The 21,377-nt window shown below is 39.9% G+C and carries 19 protein-coding genes; 10 read left to right on the top strand and 9 right to left on the bottom strand.

What is annotated here, in order from left to right; translation table 11 throughout:
- Window positions 1-100 precede the first annotated feature (100 nt).
- Genes mtnK through AC0VYV_RS03900 form a run of 5 tightly spaced genes read left to right on the top strand, consistent with a single transcriptional unit; the run spans window position 101 to window position 6,042 of the window.
- Window positions 101-1,312 carry an S-methyl-5-thioribose kinase gene (mtnK, locus tag AC0VYV_RS03920; RefSeq protein WP_475374455.1) on the top strand — a complete coding sequence of 404 codons (1,212 nt, stop codon included), beginning with the start codon at window positions 101-103 and terminating at the stop codon, window positions 1,310-1,312.
- Window positions 1,313-2,377 carry an S-methyl-5-thioribose-1-phosphate isomerase gene (gene mtnA / locus AC0VYV_RS03915; RefSeq protein WP_475374454.1) on the top strand — a complete coding sequence of 355 codons (1,065 nt, stop codon included), beginning with the start codon at window positions 1,313-1,315 and terminating at the stop codon, window positions 2,375-2,377.
- Window positions 2,374-3,507, top strand: a complete 1,134-nt coding sequence (locus AC0VYV_RS03910) for a sugar ABC transporter substrate-binding protein (RefSeq protein WP_475374453.1) — start codon at window positions 2,374-2,376, stop codon at window positions 3,505-3,507. The genes mtnA and AC0VYV_RS03910 overlap by 4 nt, the downstream gene beginning before the upstream one ends.
- A complete protein-coding gene (locus AC0VYV_RS03905) occupies window positions 3,504-5,012 on the top strand; it encodes a sugar ABC transporter ATP-binding protein (protein WP_475374452.1) in 1,509 nt (502 codons plus the stop codon). Before AC0VYV_RS03910 ends, AC0VYV_RS03905 begins: the two co-directional genes overlap by 4 nt.
- Before the next feature lie 55 nt (window positions 5,013-5,067).
- On the top strand, window positions 5,068-6,042 hold the full coding sequence (locus AC0VYV_RS03900; RefSeq protein ID WP_303533234.1) for an ABC transporter permease: 975 nt from the start codon (window positions 5,068-5,070) through the stop codon (window positions 6,040-6,042).
- 95 nt (window positions 6,043-6,137) lie between these two features.
- On the opposite strand, the gene AC0VYV_RS03895 is transcribed toward AC0VYV_RS03900, so the two are convergent.
- The gene (locus AC0VYV_RS03895) at window positions 6,138-6,473 is read right to left on the bottom strand and encodes a YmaF family protein (protein WP_475366587.1); all 336 of its coding nucleotides are present in this window, start codon (window positions 6,471-6,473) and stop codon (window positions 6,138-6,140) included.
- 175 nt (window positions 6,474-6,648) lie between these two features.
- Here AC0VYV_RS03895 and AC0VYV_RS03890 point away from each other — a divergent pair, with 175 nt between their 5' ends.
- Both AC0VYV_RS03890 and AC0VYV_RS03885 read left to right on the top strand, forming a co-directional pair.
- Window positions 6,649-7,374 (top strand): glycerophosphodiester phosphodiesterase, encoded by a 726-nt coding sequence (locus AC0VYV_RS03890; protein ID WP_194219950.1) that lies wholly within the window; start codon window positions 6,649-6,651, stop codon window positions 7,372-7,374.
- A 96-nt stretch (window positions 7,375-7,470) separates the two neighbouring features.
- Window positions 7,471-7,554, top strand: a complete 84-nt coding sequence (locus tag AC0VYV_RS03885; RefSeq protein ID WP_136948306.1) for a YjcZ family sporulation protein — start codon at window positions 7,471-7,473, stop codon at window positions 7,552-7,554.
- Between the two features lie 90 nt (window positions 7,555-7,644).
- Here the strand turns inward: AC0VYV_RS03885 and AC0VYV_RS03880 are convergent, their stop codons facing one another.
- On the bottom strand, window positions 7,645-8,154 hold the full coding sequence (locus AC0VYV_RS03880; RefSeq protein ID WP_194219949.1) for a YtxH domain-containing protein: 510 nt from the start codon (window positions 8,152-8,154) through the stop codon (window positions 7,645-7,647).
- A 192-nt stretch (window positions 8,155-8,346) separates the two neighbouring features.
- Between AC0VYV_RS03880 and queF the strand changes: the two genes are divergently transcribed.
- Window positions 8,347-8,763, top strand: coding sequence for a preQ(1) synthase (queF, locus tag AC0VYV_RS03875; protein ID WP_226615987.1), 417 nt, complete (start codon window positions 8,347-8,349; stop codon window positions 8,761-8,763).
- A gap of 1 nt (window position 8,764) precedes the next feature.
- On the top strand, window positions 8,765-9,418 hold the full coding sequence (locus tag AC0VYV_RS03870; RefSeq protein ID WP_194219948.1) for a queuosine precursor transporter: 654 nt from the start codon (window positions 8,765-8,767) through the stop codon (window positions 9,416-9,418).
- A gap of 20 nt (window positions 9,419-9,438) precedes the next feature.
- On the opposite strand, the gene AC0VYV_RS03865 is transcribed toward AC0VYV_RS03870, so the two are convergent.
- The 6 genes from AC0VYV_RS03865 to AC0VYV_RS03840 form a co-directional block, all read right to left on the bottom strand.
- Window positions 9,439-10,653: a S1C family serine protease gene (locus AC0VYV_RS03865; RefSeq protein ID WP_475374451.1), complete on the bottom strand. Its 1,215-nt coding sequence runs from the start codon at window positions 10,651-10,653 to the stop codon at window positions 9,439-9,441.
- 124 nt (window positions 10,654-10,777) lie between these two features.
- Window positions 10,778-12,085 (bottom strand): ATP-binding protein, encoded by a 1,308-nt coding sequence (locus AC0VYV_RS03860; protein WP_194219946.1) that lies wholly within the window; start codon window positions 12,083-12,085, stop codon window positions 10,778-10,780.
- 181 nt (window positions 12,086-12,266) lie between these two features.
- Window positions 12,267-12,776 (bottom strand): GNAT family N-acetyltransferase, encoded by a 510-nt coding sequence (locus AC0VYV_RS03855; protein ID WP_283152946.1) that lies wholly within the window; start codon window positions 12,774-12,776, stop codon window positions 12,267-12,269.
- A gap of 202 nt (window positions 12,777-12,978) precedes the next feature.
- Window positions 12,979-14,583 carry a cation:proton antiporter gene (locus AC0VYV_RS03850; protein ID WP_194219944.1) on the bottom strand — a complete coding sequence of 535 codons (1,605 nt, stop codon included), beginning with the start codon at window positions 14,581-14,583 and terminating at the stop codon, window positions 12,979-12,981.
- 258 nt (window positions 14,584-14,841) lie between these two features.
- The gene (locus tag AC0VYV_RS03845; RefSeq protein ID WP_475373314.1) at window positions 14,842-16,476 is read right to left on the bottom strand and encodes a M4 family metallopeptidase; all 1,635 of its coding nucleotides are present in this window, start codon (window positions 16,474-16,476) and stop codon (window positions 14,842-14,844) included.
- A 408-nt stretch (window positions 16,477-16,884) separates the two neighbouring features.
- Complete coding sequence (locus AC0VYV_RS03840) at window positions 16,885-18,801, bottom strand: putative bifunctional diguanylate cyclase/phosphodiesterase (RefSeq protein WP_194219942.1); 1,917 nt, start codon at window positions 18,799-18,801, stop codon at window positions 16,885-16,887.
- 655 nt (window positions 18,802-19,456) lie between these two features.
- Here AC0VYV_RS03840 and AC0VYV_RS03835 point away from each other — a divergent pair.
- The gene (locus tag AC0VYV_RS03835; RefSeq protein ID WP_475366582.1) at window positions 19,457-20,029 is read left to right on the top strand and encodes a YitT family protein; all 573 of its coding nucleotides are present in this window, start codon (window positions 19,457-19,459) and stop codon (window positions 20,027-20,029) included.
- Window positions 20,030-20,057: 28 nt separating this feature from the next.
- On the opposite strand, the gene spoIIP is transcribed toward AC0VYV_RS03835, so the two are convergent.
- Window positions 20,058-21,230, bottom strand: coding sequence for a stage II sporulation protein P (gene spoIIP, locus AC0VYV_RS03830; RefSeq protein WP_475366581.1), 1,173 nt, complete (start codon window positions 21,228-21,230; stop codon window positions 20,058-20,060).
- Window positions 21,231-21,377 lie beyond the last annotated feature (147 nt).

The raw sequence follows: 21,377 nt of genomic DNA, 5'->3' as shown, positions 1-21,377 counted from the left end.
TGTCTTCAAGCCTCTTTCTTCGGAAAGAGGCTTTTTTTATGCCGAAATTCCGATCTTCATGCAATACAACAACCATAAATAGTTGAAAGGGGAATTTTACATGGGTATTCAGATCACTTCAGGGTACACACCGTTTACAAGCGAAACAGTTGTGCAATTTTTAGAGCATCACGAGCTTTTGGATCGCACCGCTCCTGTTCATGTAAAGGAAATTGGCGATGGCAATTTAAATTATGTCTTTCATGTTCAACACAAGAAAACTGGACAATCCTGGATCGTCAAACAAGCCTTGCCTTATGCCAAAGTAGTTGGCGAATCCTGGCCGCTTACACTTGATCGGTCCAGAATTGAAAGCGAGGCGCTCAAGCAAGCTCACTCGCTCGTTCCTGACTTTTCTCCAATCGTTTATTTGCATGACTCTGAAAAAGCCGCAACGGTTATGGAAGATTTATCAACGCACACTATTTTACGCAAAGGACTTATTGAAGGACGTATATATCCTGAACTTGCAAGAAACGTCGGTACCTACCTCGCTCATACGCTCTTTTTCACTTCTGACTACGGTCTTGGTTCGGCAAATAAGAAAGAGCTTGCCAAACGGTTTAGTAATCCAGACTTATGTGGCATAACAGAAACCCTCGTATTTTCAGATCCTTTCTACAATGCCGAAAGCAATGCCTTTACAGAAGAGCTTCGAGCAGATGTTGAATCGCTGTGGGAAGATGACGATTTCCTCACTGAAGTGCCCTCCCTCAAACACTCTTTTTTAACAAAAGGAGAAGCTTTGATACATGGGGACTTACATACAGGTAGCCTGTTTGTTACGGAAAGCTCAACCAAAATAATCGATCCAGAATTTGCTTTCTATGGGCCAGCTGGTTTTGATGTCGGTGCTTTTATCGCCAATATTGCGCTTAGTATCCTGTCGCAGGAGGCCCATAGATCAGAAGAAGAGAAAGAAGGATACCTCGCTTATTTATTTGGCGTCACTACCGAGGTTTGGAACGTATTTGAATCTACTTTCCGATCATTATGGGACGACCATCTCTCAGAAGATAATCGTTATTCGAGAGGATACCTAGACGCTCTTCTACAATCTATTTTTGTCGATAGCATTGGATTTTCCGGCTGTAAAATCATCCGAAGAACGATTGGACTTGCTCATGTAGAAGAGATCGAGACGATCAGTGATCCAAGAGTAAAACTCGCTGTGGAAAAAAAGGGGCTTACCCTTGGAAAAAAACTTATTTTAGACCGAAAAAGCATCACTTCGATTGAACAATACATTAAAGCAATCAAGGAGGTCATTTAAATGACTGTTATCTCATCACTCCAGTGGAAAGGTGATCATCTCTTACTCCTCGATCAACGGCATCTTCCACAACAAGAGATCTACCTTAAGCAAACGGCAATCGAGGATGTCTGGAATAGCATTTCTGCCCTTGTGGTCCGCGGAGCACCAGCCATTGGAATCGCCGCAGCGTATGGTCTTGTTCTTTGGAGTCAGCATGTTCAAACAAACGAAGCAACAGCGTTCAAGACAGCGCTAGTCAACCAAGGAAAATATCTTGCCTCCTCTCGTCCCACTGCAGTTAATCTCTCTTGGGCGATCGATCGCATCATCCGAGCTAGCTTTTCCTTACCAACAGTTCAAAAAATGAAAGAAGCGATTCTGCACGAAGCACTTACTATCCATAAAGAGGATGAACTTGTCTGTCAGCGTATTGGAGAACATGGTCTGAAGCTATTAAATGATAGGGATACCATCCTCACACACTGCAATGCAGGTGGGATCGCAACAGCAAAATACGGGACTGCTCTTGCGCCTCTCCATCTGGCAAAGGAAAACGGTCTCTCCATCTCTGCAATTGCGACGGAAACCAGACCAGTTCTACAAGGTGCTCGATTAACCGCATGGGAGCTTGAGCGTGCTGGTATTGACGTTACGCTTATTACAGACAGTATGGTAGCTCACGTTTTAAAAACGAAGAAAATCGCTGCAGTTATAGTCGGTGCTGATCGGATTGCTGCAAATGGTGATACAGCTAATAAGATTGGTACGCTCGGCCTTGCCCATATCGCAAAAGCATACAACGTTCCTTTTTATGTTGCTGCACCCATCTCAACAATTGACTACTCGATCCCTGACGGAGAAGCGATTCCGATTGAGGAGCGAGACCCGAAAGAAGTCACGCACTATAAAGGTGAACGTGTTGCAGCTGAAAACATTGGTGTATTTAATCCTGCTTTTGATGTGACGCCAAATGAATTACTTAACGGAATCATTACGGAGCACGGTATCGTTCGAACACCGTATGCTGAAAACCTTGCTCATCTTGCTTTCCCACACGCTAAAAACACGGAGGTACATTCATGAAACGCTTAGGACTTATTTTATCCATTCTTCTTCTCGTCGTGCTTGCAGCTTGTACGAGTGAGCAAGATGCCGTAAGTGCACCAGAAGCAAGCAATACGGAATCAAGTGAGGCAACTGCGAACACGGGTGAAGAAACGTCTAAAGTTTCTTCAGACATTCCAAAAGAAGTTCAAAAACCTATCAAAATAGCAGCGATTATGCAAGCATCCCTCGGTACATTTTCTTCCCAGTACGTAAAAGGAGTTGAAGATCAGGTTGAAAAATTTGGCGGAAGCGTTCAAGTTTATAATGCTGATAATGACCTTTCCAAGATGGCTACACACCTTGATACAGCCATCAACCAAAAAGTCGATGCGATCTTAATTGATCATGGCCGAGCAGATGCACTCGAAGCTGGAGTGAAAAAAGCCGTTGATAAAGGCATACCTGTCGTTGTGTTTGATAGCGATATTAACGTGCCAGGTGTAACAGTTATTGATCAAGATGATTATAGTCTTGCATGGAATACATTAAAAACGCTTGCTCAAGATTTAAATGGTGAAGGAAATATTGTCTATGTGTGGGTAGGAGGATTTGCGCCCATGGAGCGACGAAATGCGATTTATGAGGCCTTCCAGGAGCGCTATCCAGAAATCAATGAAATCGCTAAGTTCGGGACCGCGAGTGCTAATACAGCTCTTGATACCCAAACCCAAATGGAAACTATTCTAAAGCAATATCCAAACAAAGGAGATATTGATGCTGTATTTGCCCCATGGGATGAATTTGCGAAAGGCGCTACTCGTGCCATTGAGCAAGCTGGTCGAGAAGAAATCAAAGTTTATGGCATCGACATGAGTGACGAAGATCTCCAAATGATGCAAAAGGATAATAGCCCATGGCTTTCATCTGCCGCTACTGATCCGGCGGAAGTAGGACGTGTTCAAGTACGTTTTGCTTATCAGAAAATTGCTGGAGAAGAAACGCCTGAGATTTTCTCACTTGATCCGCATCTAGTAAAACAATCTGATTTACCAGACGAAACCATTTCAATGAGTGAATTAGGCAATTACGTCGATGACTGGGGCTCTTCTGACGCAGCTATTTCTCCGTGGATGGAGAAATTAACGCAACAGGATGATAGCAAATGAGTGAGTTATACATTCAAAACATCTCTAAATCATTCGGAAATATCCCTGTATTAAAAAACGTCTCCCTAACGATTCGTTCAGGCGAAGTGCACGCCCTGCTCGGTACGAATGGAGCTGGTAAAAGCACGCTTATGAAAATGGTTTGTGGAGACTATGAACGAGACAGCGGTTCTATTTTACTTAACGGAGAACCTCTACCGATTCATACACCTTCCGATGCAAAAAAAGCTGGCATCGGAATAGTTGTACAAGAAGTCGATACGGCTTTGTTTCCTACCCTATCCGTTTCTGAAAATATTTGGGCTGACTCAATGAATAAATCTCCTTTCAAACGCTATTCTTCTAACAAAGAACGGCAACGAACAAGAGATTTACTTAACTCTCTTGGTATTACTTTAACACCTGATAAACTGGCTTGCGAATGCTCGCTGTCAGAGAAACAAATGATCTTAATTGCTCGAGCAATGGCACAGGAGACGCAATATTTGATCCTGGATGAACCAACTGCTCCACTTAGTGTAGAGGAAACAAAGCTATTATTTCATCTTATTAACAAACTGAAGAAGAAAGGCGTGGGGATGATTTACATTTCTCACCGCATGCCAGAAATAGAAGAAATAAGCGACCGTTTTACGATTTTACGAGACGGCAAAGTTCATCTTTCCGCTGAAACAAAAACTGTTTCAGCGGATGAGATCATTTCCAGTATGGTTGGATCAACCCTTAGAAAAAAAGAACCCCGTCAAACAAAGAGCACGAGTCATGCTTTAATGCGGGCTGAGAATCTCTTTATACCCGAGACTGGAAAAACAGTGAATTTCTTATTGAATCATGGAGAAATCATTGGCGTTGCAGGACTTGTAGGTGCAGGAAAATCGGAAACAGCATTAACCCTCTTTGGAGCAACAAAGCATACAAGAGGATGTGTTCACATTAACAACCAAACATACCGCTTTCGCTCTCCAGCTGACGCGATTAAAGCCGGGATTTGTCTTGTACCAGAAGAGCGAAGAAAATCGGGTATTCTACTCGATTTCTCATTATCAGAAAACCTAACGCTCCCTTCTCTACGGCGTCATTCGCTCAGAGGATTCCTTAATCGAAAAAAAGAGGAAAATTATTCATCCAGGCAAATAACGCAGCTCGGCATTAAAGCAGCTTCACCTAAAGAACCGATCCATCATCTCAGTGGGGGAAATCAACAGAAAGCAGCTATCGGAAAATGGTTATACGATGATCAGAAAGTATTTCTCTTTGATGAACCAACAAAAGGCATTGATGTGAAAGCCAAAGCCGAAGTGATAGCTCTAATAAAAGAGCTTGCCGATCAAGGGAAAGGGGTTTTATATTTTTCCAGCGAAATCGAAGAGCTTCTTGATCTATCAGATAGAATCCTTGTCATGTACGATGGCGAAATTACTGCCACGCTCACAGGTGAAGAGATGACAGAGGAAGCCATTATGCAAGCAGCTACAGGAGGTAGGAAGATTGAAATCAGCAGCTGAACTCGTACAAACACAAAATCAAAGAGGGATCGCCTCACCATTCAAGGATAAAGTGATCAGCTTTTTCGTCAAATATGGTACGTTACTCGTCATCGTTGGACTTATTCTCATCTTCACTATTCTTAACGATCGCTTTCTTACTTACAGTAACTTTGCGGATATCCTTCGCTCCATTTCAATTGTGACACTCGTTGCACTCGGTGTTACCTTTACATTAATTGTTGGAGGTTTTGACTTATCTGTTGGCTCAACCGTTAGTCTCGCTACTGTTGCGAGCGCATCTGCCTTAGTCTGGTATCGGCAAGAACTTCTCGTCGCTCTACTCATTCCTATTCTGATCGGGGTATTGATTGGCTTAATAAATGCCTTCATAACAATTAAAATAAGAATCCCTGATCTTCTTGCAACGCTAGCCGTTATGTATATCGTGAATGGGATTCAACTAACTTATACGAAAGGTTTTTCCATTTACAACAATATGCCTATGAGTGACGGGACAACCGCCCCAGGCAAATTCATTCCATCTTTTCTTTTTATTGGCCAGGGTGAAATCGCGGGCGTTCCTTTTCCAGCGATTTTTATGATTGTTTGCGTCATTCTCGTTCACCTTTTTCTCACTTATACACGAGCGGGAAGATTACTCTACATGACAGGCAGTAATCGAGAAGCTGCAAGATTATCAGGTGTTGCGGTTCAACGATATCGTACGCTCGCCTACGTACTTAGCGGACTGTTTGCCGGAATTGCTGGAATTGTTCTTGCTTCAAGAATTGGAACTGGTCAGGTTTCTGCCGGTGCACCTTTACTTATGGACGGCGTTGCCGCAGCATTGATTGGTTATTCTGTACTTGGTTCCGGAAAACCAAATGCATTCGGTACGTTCATTGGAGCTGTCTTAATTGGAATTCTATTAAATGGGCTAACAATGTTGAATGTTCCTTATTATGCTCAAGATATTATTAAAGGCACGATTCTGATTGGTGCCCTAGCATTCACGTTTTATCAAAACAAACGAGAAATTAAAATGTAAAAAAAGCGATGCCATGTGCATCGCCTTTTTTAATAACTGCCAATCATGAGGCTTAGGTTTCAATTCATTGAAGGAAAACACCCCATTTAACTGATCTACCAATCCGCTGGAGGATTTCCTATAGGAGGACTCGTTTGACCAGAGAAATAATGCTCATGCTTTTCTTTTGATATCGTTTCACCGCTAAACGTATGATAATGACCACCACCAGGTAATGTAATCGGCGGACTAGATCGAACGCTATAACGGTGTTGGTGACCCTGATCCATTACCGTAATCCCTTCAATACGGTGAACATGTTGATCAAACGAAGTCCCATTTACAGGCAAACTAAAACCTATCATACTTAAATGGTGATGATTGTATCGGTTTTCGATGCTCCCACGAAAATAATGAGAGTGAGCTTCAGGTAAAGCAACTCCTTTAGACACACTATTCTCTCCCTTCCTTATAACAGGCATAACACACCTTTATCATAATCCATTCAAATTGATTCAAACTCTCCTTTAGCATGAACTTGATATATGAAATCAAAGGAAAAATGAATCCATGAGCGAATACATTACATAGATGGATTTCTAAATCCAAATCAGAAAGAGGTGACCTATGGCTTCTTCATTTCAAATTTATGGACACCGCGGTTCATCAGGTACGCACCCTGAGAATACACTCCTTTCATTCCAGGCTGCTCATAGAGCTGGTGCTCACGGAATCGAACTCGACGTTCAATTAACTAAAGATCTTGTCCCTGTTGTTATTCATGATGAACGAGTTGAGCGAACAACGAATGGCATCGGTTTTGTAAAAGACTTTCTTTACGAAGATCTTATCCGATTAGACGCTGGCCTAACATTCTCCAACCGCTTTCAGGGCACGTCGATCCCTTCATTAAAAGACGTGTTGGAATGGGTTTCTTCCACTTCTTTACTCCTAAACATTGAACTAAAGAATGGCGTCTTTCCGTATAATAGTCTAGAAGATCGCGTCCTGGATCTTCTTACTTACTATAAGCTTTGCGACCGAACCATTCTGTCATCCTTCAATCATTATAGTATTCAGAAACTCGCACAAAAAAACGATAAAATTGAAACAGCAGTTCTTTTAATGGAAAAAATCATTGATCCATGGGACTACCTTCAACGCGTTGGAGCTCAAAGTCTTCACATAGAATGGCAGGCAGTGGATGAACATTTAATGAAAAACACCCAGAAGCGCGGAATTCCTGTGCGAGCTTTCACAGTAAATGATCCTCTACAAGTATCCAACCTCCAAAAACTCGGTTGTTCAGCGATATTTACGGACTACCCTGCTTCTGCTATCCAAACGATATAGCCTGCCCACCCAAAAAGGGCTAATGCCTACGTCCACATTTCCACCTCCCAACATACGTTAGTAAAGAAGCGACACATATTGACGGGAGGAACAATCATGAGTGGTTACGGTCAAGGTTTTGCGTTAATCGTTGTTTTGTTTATTCTTTTAATAATCATTGGTGCATCTTACATTTCGTAACTAAATTAAAAAGAAGGCTTCCGCTCTTTATAAGCGGAAGCCTTCTTTGTTAATCCTTCATTAATCTTTTATATCGTGATGTTCGTTCAATTACAAGCTCGTATTCGGATTGGAAGATGTATTTCCAGGTGTACGCGTTTCGCTTCCTGGAATATTTGTTGGCTCATATTGATTTTCACTAGAATCAGATACTTCCTGACCTGCTTCTTTTACTTTACTTCCAATTTCATGCAGGTCTTCTCCAGCTTCTTTCGCTGTTGAAATCACTTCTGTTGAATCTTCTTTTACCTGATTCACCTGATCAACCACTTCATCATTTACTTTTTCATAAAGTGATTGTGCATCGTTCATAGCTTCCTTTAATACGGAAGATGCTGATTGAATACGATCCATCCAGTCGTCCTTCACTTCACCTGGATTTTCTTTCACACGTGTATAGAAACCTCTTGAAGAATCCTTTACGTTTCCTGCTGTTGAGCGTACTTTATTTCGAGTTGTAGAATCAAGCATAGCTACAGCGCCACCTACGATCGCGCCTACCAAAATACCTTTAACAAGCTTTCCGTTCTTTTCTTCGTTTACTGTCGTTGTCGTTTGCATGACGATTCCTCCTATTGTCTTTCTTAGTTTACTTAGCTAGTTTTTTCTTTCCCTTTATGTTAAAAGCTAAACTAAAAAATTTGACATGAACTTCCTTCTTCGCATCAGAATGCTGCTCTGTTATAATAGACAACGTTGTATGACAGCAGTTCGTAACCTTCCTGCTTCATCAAAACTAAAGGAGGAATTAGAATGAATAGCATGGATAAAGCATGGCTACCTTCTTCCGGACCAATGCCTCGTCCGGAAAGCGTAGAACAAGCACGAGAAGTAATAAAAAACGAAGCATTTGATGCACCAAACGTTCAGGAAATCACGTTTAATGCACTCGAATTCACAGCAGTTTGTCCCAAAACAGGACAGCCTGATTTTGGACGAGTTGAAATTTCATATGTACCCGATGAAAAATGCATCGAGTCAAAATCACTGAAATTTTACCTCTGGTCTTACCGTGACGAAGGAAGCTTCTGCGAGACACTAGCTGCCCGCATCGCAGATGATGTTGTCTACGCAATCGACCCTTTGAAAGTTACAATTACTGTTTATCAATCAGCACGAGGCGGTATCGAGCTAAAAACAACAGCTGTTCGTGAGAAAGCAGCATCATAATATGACGAACCAATACATCGACCGTCAACTTGTTCTGTTTAACGTGTTATTTGCGACTTCCATTGTGATCGCAAACGTACTAGCAGGAAAAGTGGTGATGATCGGAAGTTTCGTGATTCCCGCGGCCGTTGTGATGTACGCCTTTTCGTTTCTATTCACAGATATCATTCACGAGAACTACGGGAAAGAAGAAGCAAAACGAACCGTTCAGTATGGATTTATTGCGCAAATTTTTGCTAGTATTATGATTTATCTTGGTATGCTTCTACCTGTAGCACCTTTTGCAACTGATACGCAGGCAGCCTATGAAATTCTACTAGGTCAGAATTATCGATTTGTTCTTGCCAGCCTTGCAGCCTATCTCGTTTCGCAACACGTAGACGTTTATATTTTCTCTGCGATTAAGAAGCGTACAGCTGACCGTCATAAGTGGCTTCGGAATAACGCGAGTACACTGACATCACAGCTACTTGATACAACCATTTTCATCACAATTGCGTTTATCGGAACTGTCCCAAACATATGGATCATGATTCTTTCACAATTTGTGATTAAAATGGCGCTTGCTCTTTTAGATACGCCTGTCTTCTATTTTCTCACAAAAATCAATGGTGCTAAAAAGCCCATTCATAACGAAAACCCTCTGGATGCATGATCCAGAGGGTTTTTTGATATTTACAGTCCATTCTGATTAGCTAGAGTCATTGTAACAGTCTGTTGTTTTCCATCACGATAGAACGTGACATCCATTTTATCTCCAACTTTTTTATTGGAATACAAGTACTTACGAAGTGCGGCTGAATCCTTTACTTCCGTATCATCAAGCTTAACGACGACGTCCCTTTCTTTCAATCCGGCGTCTGAAGCTGGGGAATTAGGAGCAATGCCCATAAGAACAACTCCGCTATCTACACCTTCAGGTAGATTAAGCGTACCAGTCCAATACTGTGTTGGAACTTCAGCTAACGAGGCAGGTGTAACCCCCATTACTGGACGCTTCACTTCACCTGTCATTTCAAGCTGCTCAATGATCGGTTGCGCATCGTCAATCGGAATCGCAAATCCAATGCCTTCAACTGTTTCTTCTGCAATTTTGGATGAGTTAATACCAATTAATTGACCTTTTATATTAATTAATGCACCACCACTGTTCCCTGGATTAATCGATGCATCTGTTTGAATAACATCCGCCTCATAATCAGGTTGTCCATTCTGGTCAAGATCGACAGGAATCGTTCGACTTGGGTTACTAATAATTCCCTGCGTCACAGATCCTTGAAGGAAACCTAATGGGTTCCCAACCGCAATAGCAGGTTCCCCTGTTTGTAGGCTAGAAGAAGAACCCAGTTCCGCAACTGCTTCAACATTCTTCGCATCAATTTCTAACACAGCTAAGTCCATTAACGCATCCGTACCTAGTACCTTCGCCTCTGCTTTTTTCTCATTGCTTAACGTTACATCTACTGAAGATGCCCCTTCAACTACGTGATTATTAGTCACAACATATGCTTTTCCGCCCTCATTCTTGTAAATAACACCAGACCCTGATGCTGCAGCCTGTCCCGATTGGCCAGATGGATCTTCTAAAGAAAATCCACTACCCTGGTTTTGATAGCTTGTAATACTTACGACAGCATCCTGTGCTTTTTGAACAGCCGTTGTTATATCAGATGAGACATTGTATGCTACATTGGAAGTTTCAACATCCCCACTTGCAGTAGTGGTTACCGCCGCTTGATTTGTTGAAGACTGTTCTACATTCGAGACGAGCGGCGCCGCAACAAGCATAACGGATGCTCCGACAATTGCGCCGAAAGTGCTCGGTAAAAACCAATTCATACCTCTTTTTGTCTGTTTCGCTCTTGATTGATTATCGTCATAGTAACCCATTCCCCGGTCACCCTTTCTCCCTTTTGATTTGTTTATAGTTCTATTGTAACGAGAGATGACGGTCGTTTCCTAAATATGTGATATTTTTGATATTGTTTGATATTTAACGTCATTTCATTTTTTTCTACAGGGTATGTTCTTTATTTCCCTGGTATGACGCCAAATTAACTACTGTGTTGTCTAAGGAATGTGACAGTATGGGAAAGCTAATTGAAAAAGTTGTCCCGTGATTCACTTCACTATGTACGTCAATTTTACCATGGTGATCCTCTACAATTTTATAGCTGACCATTAAACCAAGCCCAGTCCCATTTTCTTTGGTTGTATAAAAAGCTTGATCTAAATGCGGAATGTCTTCTTCGGCAATTCCAACTCCTCTATCCATAATATGAATAGTTGTCCAATCACCATCATTAACAAGCTTCAAGCGAATTTCTCCTCCATCAGGCATCGCTTCCATCGCATTTTTCACCAAATTGAGTATAACTTGTTTCAACCTAACGTCTTCCCCCATGATCTGAACTTGCTCTTCAGGAAAGTTAGTATAAATCGTGATTTGCTTATTTTCTGCTTCCTGCTGCAATAAACTGACAACGTACTCGAGGCAATTCGTTAAGCTAATCGGCTTCAAATTAATTGATTGTGGCTTGCCAATCACCATTAAATCATTGACGATTATCGTTAATCGTTCTAACTCCTGTAGCATGATTTTAGAATATTTCGGGTTGTAGGTTTGCTCCAATTCTTGCAGCTGTACAAACCCTTTAAGAGAAGTTAAAGGGTTCTTAATTTCGTGAGTGACTCCAGTCGCAATCCTTCCAATAAAAGCTAACTTCTCATTATGCGCAGCTTGCTCATACGATTTCACAATTGTGTTTAAATAGGATTGGAAGCGATTTAAAATAATAAACGTAATTCCCGAAAATAAAAGAAGTATAAGAATCGGAAATACAACGACTGGCGACATCGTAAGAAAGCCCATTATGGCATACTTTCCTGTTATTCCAGCCACAACAGTGATATAAAACCGTTTGTTCACGAACAAAGGAGAGAACAAAACAAAGAATAATTCCACCGGGCTTCCGCTAGCATACATCTCGTCTGTTCCAATGTAGCGAAAAATCTCTGTAATGAGGGCAGTCGTCATGAATACTACAAAAAAGAGATATTTTGTAGCAAAAGGCTGCTCTCTATTTGAATACCACTTGGAAATAGGAATTAATGAAAATTCGATGGCATAGATCATCATTAGTGGAATGAGTTCTTTCGATTCATTTAGCAAGATCATAGTCGTATCGGGATCGATTAAAGGACTAATAATAAACCGATACACATCATATAAAATAACGGATACAAAAAACAGAAAGATAAATAACTTATTTGCCCGTCTTTCTTCCTCAATCTTGATTTCATTACGTATAGGTGAACGCATATTAGCTCCTTACCCCGCTCATGCAGTTACATATTTTTCAAAGCAATGATGATTATACCATAAAATATTCGACAAAAATCTCCAAATTCCTCTATTTTTGTAAGTATCACTGAAGGTATGGATTCTAATGATTATCACGCGAAATTCACATAAAAAAACCCTACAGTTTTTTTGTAGGGTTTTACATATATTCATTTTCCTTCATGAATTTTTCTTCATCTATTTTGTTTTTAACAACAGGTGGTTCAACCGTTAGTTTTGATAATCCAATTCGTTCCATGACGTTGTTTACTTCTTCTGAAGACACTTTATTGTTCACTTTTTCGTCTGGAAATGCCCAGTTAACGAGGGCGCTGGCCATTTCAATGGCGTACCCCTTGTTACGATACTCAGGTATCAGATGATACCCAACTTCAAGATTACTTGACGCTTCCATATTTTTATATCCCATCGTGCCGATTACTTTTTCATCAGAAGTATGAATCAATATGCCTTCCCACTTGTGACTCACTCTTGAAATAGCAGAGTCATTTAGATGAAAAGGTAGGAATTCTTCGAACTGCACATTTTTAAACTCTTCAGGTACTTCAACATGTAACAGCTTCTCTAATTCTTTCTTATCAGTCATAGCTTTAATTAAATCAAATGAGAAAGGAATAATGGTCAGACGATCGGTCTGAAGATAAGGCATTTTCTCTCAAAAGTCCTCCTTATGAGTTATTTTCTTGTGGTTGAAAATGACTTTTTACACTATACCTTATTGCTTTACTTACTGTAAACAATACCCCGATCATTTAATAATAAACGGAATATTCCCATCATTGCACGTGCTTTGTCCCTTTCTTTACTAGGATATGCAAGCCAAAGGAAAAAGCTGCTACAAATGTAGCAGCTTAATGTTTTCTTTTCGAATCTTTCACAACTTCTTCTTCTTCAAAATCCGCCAGGCCATTATTTAATAGTTCTTTATACTTTCCAGCTATTTCACCTGAAATGATTTCTTCTTGTTCTAGCTCGTTAATTTTATCGTACTGGGCATAAAGTGAGTGCTTTCGTAACGTAATTAACTGACTTTTTTTAAGTTCAGGATATTGATCTAATAAAGCATCAAGTTCACGATGACTGTTGTCAATTTCATTCTGGTAACTTGTCAACAATTCAGAAAAAACTGGTTCGGGAACGAATAGCTGTGTCTTCAGTTTTTTAATTTCTGCAACTCCAGCTTCATGACGATGCAGATTCGCAACAATGTCTTCATACTCTTTCGATCCGCTATGCTTCGCTCTTAAACCGAAGTAGCTAATTAGTGGTTTAATCGTTAGACCTTGAACAACTAATGAAAATAAAACAATACTAAATGTAAGAATCAAAACGGTGTCTCGTCCTGCAAAATCTCCCGGAAGACTAAGGACTAGCGCTATGGATAACGACCCTTTTAAACCGCCCCAATTAAGGACATGTCTCCATGACCACGGAAGACCTTTAACAAGTAAGGTGCTTCCATAGACTGCAATACTTCTACCTATTAGAACAATTAAAAGCGCAAGTCCTATCGTACCCCACTGATCGGCGAAATTAATTCGAGTAATTTCAAGACCAACCATTAAGAAAACAATGGAATTTGCTAATAAAGCGGCAACATCCCAAAAGTTGTTGATATTTAATCTTGTTGTTGGACTCATTCCAACTTTCGAACCAAAATTACCAAACGTTAAAGCTGCTACAACTACTGCAATAACCCCGGAAACATGGATACTTTCTGCAGTTAAATAGGAACCATAGAAAAGGAGAATACTAAAAATAATTTCAAGTGGATAATCATCAAAGTACTTTGTAAGGATTGAAATCGCATATCCTAATCCTCCACCGACAAGCAATCCACCAGCAACAACTTTTATGAATTCAAAAGCACCGCTCGTTAAGCCGCCCCAGCCCATATCAAGATAAGCTAAAAGAGAGAAGGCTGATATTTTAAATAAAACAACTGCAAGCCCATCATTAAATAAGCTCTCTCCCTCAATTACTGTAGAGAGTTTGTGATTTACGCCCATACTTTTAAAAATCGATAATACACTAACGGGATCTGTTGCACTCATTAATGCAGCAAAGACGAACGAAACTGGAATTGATAATCCAAGAAGAAAGTGTGTTGAGAATCCGATCACTAGAAAGGAAAGGAAGGTTCCACCAAAAGCCAGGGCAATGATCGGCTTTTTGTTTTGATTTAAATGGGAGAAAGGCAATTTTAGCGCTGCTTCCCCTAGAAGTGCAGGAAGGAAAATCGTTAAAATAACAAAATTAAAAACGTCACCCTCCGTAATAAACATTTTAAGCGGTTCAAGTACGGGAATGTTAAACAATCCGATTAAAGTGCCAATAATCACAAGGGCAATCGGATAAGGCTGCTTCAGTTTCTTAGCTATCGCTGTAATACCCGCTGCAATCATAGTAAGGATAAGTCCAAGTTCAAAAATATGATGCATATCTAAATGTTCCATATAGAGCCTCCGATCGTAAGTATCTTCTCATTATAACCAATATCCCACAGTATTGGAAAATTCCTTTTACTTCTGTTTCATAAACATGCGGTGATCAAAACAATGTAAAAGCATACCTGATCTCTACCTTCTTTACTATCTCCTGCACTTTATGAATCATGCTCGAAAATTCACTGTTGCCTAAAGTGCTCATGATCGTTGGCTTGAACGAAACAAAAAAAGGAAGAGTTCAATGTTTGAACTCTTCCTTCTCTAACTTTAATTTACTCCAACTTGATTCCAGGCGCTTGCAACAGCATTGTATGTTGTACCTGTACCATATAGATCTGATGTCGCTTGAAGTAGTGCTGAACGGGCTGAACTAAAGTTGCTTGTAGGCGTTAAATAGAGACTTAGTGCGCGATAGTAAACTTTCTCAGCCTTGGCTTTGCCAATGCTTTGAATTGTTAGGTATGCAGCTTTGTTAGGAATTCCACTGTTCGTATGAACTCCTCCATTATCAGAAGACGTATAATAATAGTCATCCATATGAGATGGTTGTCCATACGCTTCTGGGTTAGATAGACTTCTTAATGCATCTCCTGCCTTGTTAGGTGTATAGACATCTTCACCCATTAGGAAGTCTCCTGGCTCAACGAAGTAGCCAAATACGTCCGACATCGATTCATTAAGAGCCCCTGATTGGTTCTGATATTGAAGTCCAGCTGTTCTTTCCGTAACGGCGTGAGTAATTTCATGAGCCACTACATCAAGTGCACCTGATAGCGGAGCGAATACTGATCCATCTCCATCACCGTAAACCATTTGTGAGCCATTCCAGAACGCATTGTTGTAATTCGATCCATAATGTACAGTTGAACGAATCGTGGCTCCATTGTTATTAAAGCTATTGCGATTATGTGTATTCTTGTAATAGTCATACACAACACCAGCATTGTAATGAGCATCCACTTCTGCACCTTGAGAACTAGACGTAAACGCATTGTTGCTATCTACCGCATAGCTTCCTGGAAGGGATGTTCCGTTATTAGCTGTTCTTGTTTCAATCACACCGCTCATTGCCTTCGTCGTGTCATAAAGGTAGTAGGTGCCATTTGAATAATACGTGTTGAGGGACTTATAGTTGCCAAGGACGCCATACCCGTATCCTGTTTCTGCTCCATCAGCCACTGCATTATATGCGTCTACGATCGATCCATCGCGAGCATCCACATAAACTTGCCAGTTTGCTGGATAAGGGTCGATGAATTGAAGCTGTACTTTATAAGTTAGGTAGTACTTGTTATCTTTCTCATAAACAACTTTCTCACTTTTTTCTACCATATCAAAAGCATCAGATTTTCTTACAAAGCTTGGTTCATCACTCACAACGTTCTGTGGTTTTACATCAATGTGATCCCATGCTTTCTCAAGTGCCTCTTTATCAGAAAGCTTTACATCTGAACTTCCTTTATAATTCTTAGATGCTTCTGGATGAAGGTCTCCATTTACAGCTGTAACTTCGCCTTTTTCATCCGTATGTACGATGAATTTTGCTCCGTCGATCTGAACACCCTTTACTGTTTGAACATATTCATAGTGTGTCATTCCGAGCTCATCTGTCGTTTCATTCACTAGTTTCAAATCTTTCGTTTTCACTTTGAAGAGAGATTCGTTTGACTTAAGATATGATTTCACGGCTTTCTCTGTTTTCACATTCTTTTCTGATAGTTTACCAGAAAGGAATGAAGGGACCTTACGTTCACTTTCCCAATCCTGCTTTACAATTTCCATTTTTTCCAGGGCTTGTTTCTGCTCCGCATTTAAGTTGTTAGAAGAAGCAGCAGAAGCAGACGGGAGAGCTGAACCAAACGCAAGACCTGTTGCAAGTACAACGGCAATTCCTTTTTTCATTTCATTTCCTCCGTTTCAGAATAGTGAGAATTTTTGGTACATTTGTAGATTATCACAGAATTCTTAATGTTTGTATTGGGAAATATAGAGGAAAACATGAGTTTATAAGTCGTTATTTCACTTTGAATTTCCCAATAACAACTTTGTAATCTACGTGGTATAATTTTCTTGTGCTCATCATAAAATGTAAATTTATTACATAAATGGGTGGTTAAATGAAAATAAGACAGACCAATGGCCTGTCTAGAAAGTGATGATTTATTATTTATCTACCAATGGTACTACATTTGATTAAAGTAACATTTCTCGGATGTTAGCATTTCTACCCTACTTTTTTCAATCGTAATCTCTTAACTAGTACATGTTTCGAATATGTTTCCACCTTTCTGAATGTCCAAATTTAAAAATTCACTTCATATAACTATGCATATACTCTTCTACCCCTTCAACCGAGAGAGGTTTACTATAAAAATATCCCTGAACTTCATAACAATCTAACTCATGCAAAATCCGTAGCTGCGCTTCCGTTTCTACCCCTTCTGCAATAATCTCAAGCCCAAGGTGATGAGCCATTGAAATAATTGTTGTCACGATGGCTAGGTCTCCTGAGTTACTCGTAATATCACGAATAAATAACCGATCGATTTTCAAGCGATTAATCGGAAGCTTGTTCATATAACTTAACGAGCTATATCCCGTTCCGAAGTCATCCATACTTATTTCTAGTCCTAACTCTCTTAGCCTGTTCAATTTCTCGATCGTTTCCTTTTCATTAAACATAGCCATGCTTTCTGTAATTTCCAATTCAAGTGACGAAGGCGCAAGCCCCACATTTTGCAGTATAGAGGAGATAGTACAAACGATATCCTCTTGATAAAAATGGCGCTGTGATAGATTAACCGCCATCGTTAGATTCTCTCCAAAATAACACTGCCACTTTTTCAGTTGCTGACAAGCCTGACTCATTACCCACTTCTCAATCGGTATGATTAACCCTGTTTCTTCAGCAGCGGAGATAAATTCATCCGGAGAAATCAATCCGATAGACGGGTGTTGCCACCTAACAAGCGCTTCAAATCCAATCACACTGTTCGACCTCGTATTGATCTTAGGTTGGTAGTGTAGGATCAGCTCGTCTTCATCAATGGCACGACGCAAATCGTTTTCTAATACGATCTTATGTAAGGTTTGATTACTCATCTCTTCTTTATAGAAAGCGTAGTTATTGGTGCTCTTGTCTTTCACATCATACATCGCCATATCCGCATACTTTATCAGCTCAGCTGCATCCTTCCCGTGCTGCGGATAAAGCGAAATACCAATACTTGCCGTCAACAAACATTCCTGATGATCGATTAAGAGTGGATATTGAAATGACTCAAGCACATGCTGTGCAAGAAGTGACACACCCCTTTCTCCCAAATTGCCTGTCACTATAATGGTGAATTCATCTCCCCCAAGACGTGCAACAACAAAACGATCATCTAATACTTCAGAAAGACGCTTTCCGATTGCTTGAATGACTCGATCTCCGAATTCATGACCAAATAAATCGTTAATTCGTTTAAATCGATCAAAATCGAGCAACATAATCGCAAATGAAACCTGATTTTCATGCATTAATAAACGTTCTAGCTCTTCATTAAAATATCTGCGATTTGCCATGCCCGTCAGCTCATCATGATAAGCTAAATAATGAATCATTTTCTCTGCGCGGTTGTTCTCAGTGACATCCTTCGCAATCCCATAAACACCAACAATACGCCCACTGATCATAATAGGTACTGTGGAAATATATAGCTCTTTATAGTCTCCTATTTTAGTCTTTATTAGAACCTCAAATTGATGAACCTCTCCCTGTAAAGAACGCTTAAACATACCTTTAGCAAGATTTGCATTCTCCGGAGCGACCACATCTTCAAATGTCATTCTCTTAAGATCTGAAATGGAGTAGCCGGTATATTCCGAAGCAATGAAATTTACACTTATAAACTTTCCATTCGGATCAACAGAAAATACAGCATCAGGGTTATGATGAAACAAAGTTTGAAACTGTTGCTCGTGCTTGACTAACTGTTCGGACTGCTCCATTTGTTTCAAAACTCCATACCGATCAGGAATATAAATAAGTAGACCGATACACAACAGGTTGAATGCAAGTGCAATAAGATAGGGATCACCTTGCTGATCGAGATTAATAATCAACTTTTCCTCGATCATTCCATAAAACACGAGGTACGGTAAAAATAAAAAGACCGTTCCTGAAGCAAGGCTACCTAACACATTCCAGCCCAAACTAATTAATAAGTTTTCATCACTATTCATAAGATGAAGAAACCTAACAATGCATAGAGAAAACCCTATAATAAGCAACAAAGCTAATATCAATTGAACGAAATTGAATGCGATAACTTTATTGAAATACACAAGGTTCCCTATAAAAAAAGTTAAAAAGATACCTCCCGCTACTAGGAATCCACCCCTGAGTAAAAATCGCCCTCTCCAATTTTTATTCAAAATTATCCTTATAACAATATAACTAATCACACTGCTTAATAACACAATAATCAGTCCGTGAAACACCAACACTTCTCTATCGTTTATTTCCAAAACAGATAGATTCACCATTATATTAATAGAATAAAAGAAAACTCCTAATACGAATGAAACTATCCCAATCTTCCATTTTGGTTGTTCACGCTCTTTCTTTAAGAAAAGACGGATGAATGAGAGCCCGCCATAGAAGGTAAGAAAAGAGACAAGAAAACCCAAAATAACAAATATATATTCTAATTGATATAACGAGATGATTGACTTCATTAAATCCTCCGACTTTCTTCTATGTCTCTCCGAAGACAGACGTTTTCATAGTATTTTGGGATAATCCATTGCTATTGAACAGATATTAGAGAAACCCGTTATGAACTCAGCCATTCTTACATAAATATGATACAACCACGACCAAGCAGGTGAGTATGATATGTATCAAAAAATCGCTGCAGTAATATCTGGAAGCATCCTAGTTGGTGCTGGCATTAACGCCTTTCTTGTACCGAACCATCTCATCGATGGGGGAATGATCGGAATTGGCCTCATTATCAAATACATTTGGGGCTATCAAACAGGATTTACCATTATTTGTTTAAGTGTACCTCTCTATATTATTGCGTTTCTATATTTTCGGCCTTACTTCTACAATAGCCTTCATGGTTTATTACTTTCTTCATTTTTTATTGATATTCTCTCTCCCCTTCGATATACGTTTTCATTTCCGATCCTTACTAGCGCTGTCCTTGGCGGCTTTTTTGTTGGATCAGGCATTGGTATTATGTTGAGATATGATACAAGCACCGGCGGAACAGATCTGCTTGCTCAGTTCATCTCCCGTGTCCTCTCATTGAATATTGGTATCATTATCTTTCTCATCGATGGGGTTGTTATTATTATCGGTTCAAAGACGATTGGATTGAATGCTACATTATACTCTGCCATAACTATTTTTGCAGTTGGAATTGCGACTAGCTTACTAACATTAAATAAAGAAGCTGCTTAAAAGCGCTGTGCATATGCACAGCGCTTTGTTAGTTATTTACTTTTTGGGTCTTCCAGTAGTGTTCACTAACGACATCCGCAATCGCTTTAACTGTTCGACTCAGCTGTTCGAGGTTATTATCTACGCCCCCTATTTCAATTAACATAGCGTTAGGAGATATGTCCTGGTTGTAGATACCGTCTACCCCTTGACCTTTTTTACCAATAACTCCCCTGCTGAGCCCAGGATACTTGGTCTTTAATTCTACATGTAAATCCTTTGCAAGTGCTAAGTTTTTCTCGTAATTTGGATTCTCTTCTCCAATAACAAAGACCGTACGAGCATATTCCTCATTGTTAATTGTCACTGTCGTATCTTTTTCTCTTAAGGAGTCTCGATGAATATCAATAAACAAATTAAAATCATCATTTCCTGCCACAGCCGATTGTACGATTGTTCTAGACACATCATATGCTTTACCGTGTTCCCAACCTTTTTCATTTAAAAGTGCGCCTATATTTGAATCATCTACTTTTGCTCCAATCCCTCTCTCAGCCAGTTCTTCTCCGAGCATCTTACCAACTAACGTAATATTCGTTTTTCCATCATTTGCAAGATTTGCATTTTTGTTGCCTTCAAGTCCTAGTAATGGCAGATATGATTCATAACTATGAGAGTGATAAATAAAAGCTACTTTTCGGCCATTTGTTGTTTGAAGAGGAGGTGTTACTTGATCCTTGGAATCATTTATCTGTAATTTTTCAGTTGGAACTTCACGTTCTTTTAACAATTCATCTAATGCAGGAGTTGATTCAATAGGGAGATTAGTGAAATTCGTCCCTTCACCGGCTACGTGGATTTTAGCATCATATAATGCAAACCCTGGTAGCTCCCCACCCAAAAGACTACGTATATCCCCGGGTTTCACACTCGTAATAAACTGAAAGGCAACTAAGGACAGCGCTGGCGGCTCACTTTCCTCTGGTAGTACTTGAGTCAAGTAATGGTTTTCCGTCCCCATTCCATAAACGAGAGCTTCAGTCGAGAAACTTGTAATCCAATCATGTAACACAGAAGAGGAGAGTTGATACTTCGTTTCTGATGAGGAAATCATTCCTGCTACAATAAACAGGAGAATAAGTCCTACAATTGAAAAGAAAGAAACAAACCTAATTTGTCTACTGCTTGTATCACTAAACAGCATGCGTGAGCTGCTCTTCATTTCCTGTCCCCCCGCTCCTTAAACGTCATACTCTATGTCTATGAATCCGCACCCCAAAATAGAAGATTTTTTCACTAGTGATCATAGAAACGCATACATAATTCAGGAAGAAATAAGCAAAATATATTTGATAATTGAATGTTTGAA

The organism is Anaerobacillus sp. QJM3NY_17 (genome assembly GCF_056173665.1).
The sequence above is the reverse complement of the archived record's forward strand: the minus strand, read 5'-3'. Positions and strand labels throughout refer to the sequence as shown.

Coding starts and splice junctions, on each gene's coding strand:
- mtnK (WP_475374455.1), top strand. CDS start 101: ATGGGTATTCAGATCACTTCAGGGTACACACCGTTTACAAGCGAAACA.
- mtnA (WP_475374454.1), top strand. CDS start 1,313: ATGACTGTTATCTCATCACTCCAGTGGAAAGGTGATCATCTCTTACTC.
- AC0VYV_RS03910 (WP_475374453.1), top strand. CDS start 2,374: ATGAAACGCTTAGGACTTATTTTATCCATTCTTCTTCTCGTCGTGCTT.
- AC0VYV_RS03905 (WP_475374452.1), top strand. CDS start 3,504: ATGAGTGAGTTATACATTCAAAACATCTCTAAATCATTCGGAAATATC.
- AC0VYV_RS03890 (WP_194219950.1), top strand. CDS start 6,649: ATGGCTTCTTCATTTCAAATTTATGGACACCGCGGTTCATCAGGTACG.
- AC0VYV_RS03885 (WP_136948306.1), top strand. CDS start 7,471: ATGAGTGGTTACGGTCAAGGTTTTGCGTTAATCGTTGTTTTGTTTATT.
- AC0VYV_RS03880 (WP_194219949.1), bottom strand. CDS start 8,154: ATGCAAACGACAACGACAGTAAACGAAGAAAAGAACGGAAAGCTTGTT.
- queF (WP_226615987.1), top strand. CDS start 8,347: ATGAATAGCATGGATAAAGCATGGCTACCTTCTTCCGGACCAATGCCT.
- AC0VYV_RS03870 (WP_194219948.1), top strand. CDS start 8,765: ATGACGAACCAATACATCGACCGTCAACTTGTTCTGTTTAACGTGTTA.
- AC0VYV_RS03865 (WP_475374451.1), bottom strand. CDS start 10,653: ATGGGTTACTATGACGATAATCAATCAAGAGCGAAACAGACAAAAAGA.
- AC0VYV_RS03860 (WP_194219946.1), bottom strand. CDS start 12,085: ATGCGTTCACCTATACGTAATGAAATCAAGATTGAGGAAGAAAGACGG.
- AC0VYV_RS03855 (WP_283152946.1), bottom strand. CDS start 12,776: ATGCCTTATCTTCAGACCGATCGTCTGACCATTATTCCTTTCTCATTT.
- AC0VYV_RS03850 (WP_194219944.1), bottom strand. CDS start 14,583: ATGGAACATTTAGATATGCATCATATTTTTGAACTTGGACTTATCCTT.
- AC0VYV_RS03845 (WP_475373314.1), bottom strand. CDS start 16,476: ATGAAAAAAGGAATTGCCGTTGTACTTGCAACAGGTCTTGCGTTTGGT.
- AC0VYV_RS03840 (WP_194219942.1), bottom strand. CDS start 18,801: ATGAATAGTGATGAAAACTTATTAATTAGTTTGGGCTGGAATGTGTTA.
- AC0VYV_RS03835 (WP_475366582.1), top strand. CDS start 19,457: ATGTATCAAAAAATCGCTGCAGTAATATCTGGAAGCATCCTAGTTGGT.
- spoIIP (WP_475366581.1), bottom strand. CDS start 21,230: ATGAAGAGCAGCTCACGCATGCTGTTTAGTGATACAAGCAGTAGACAA.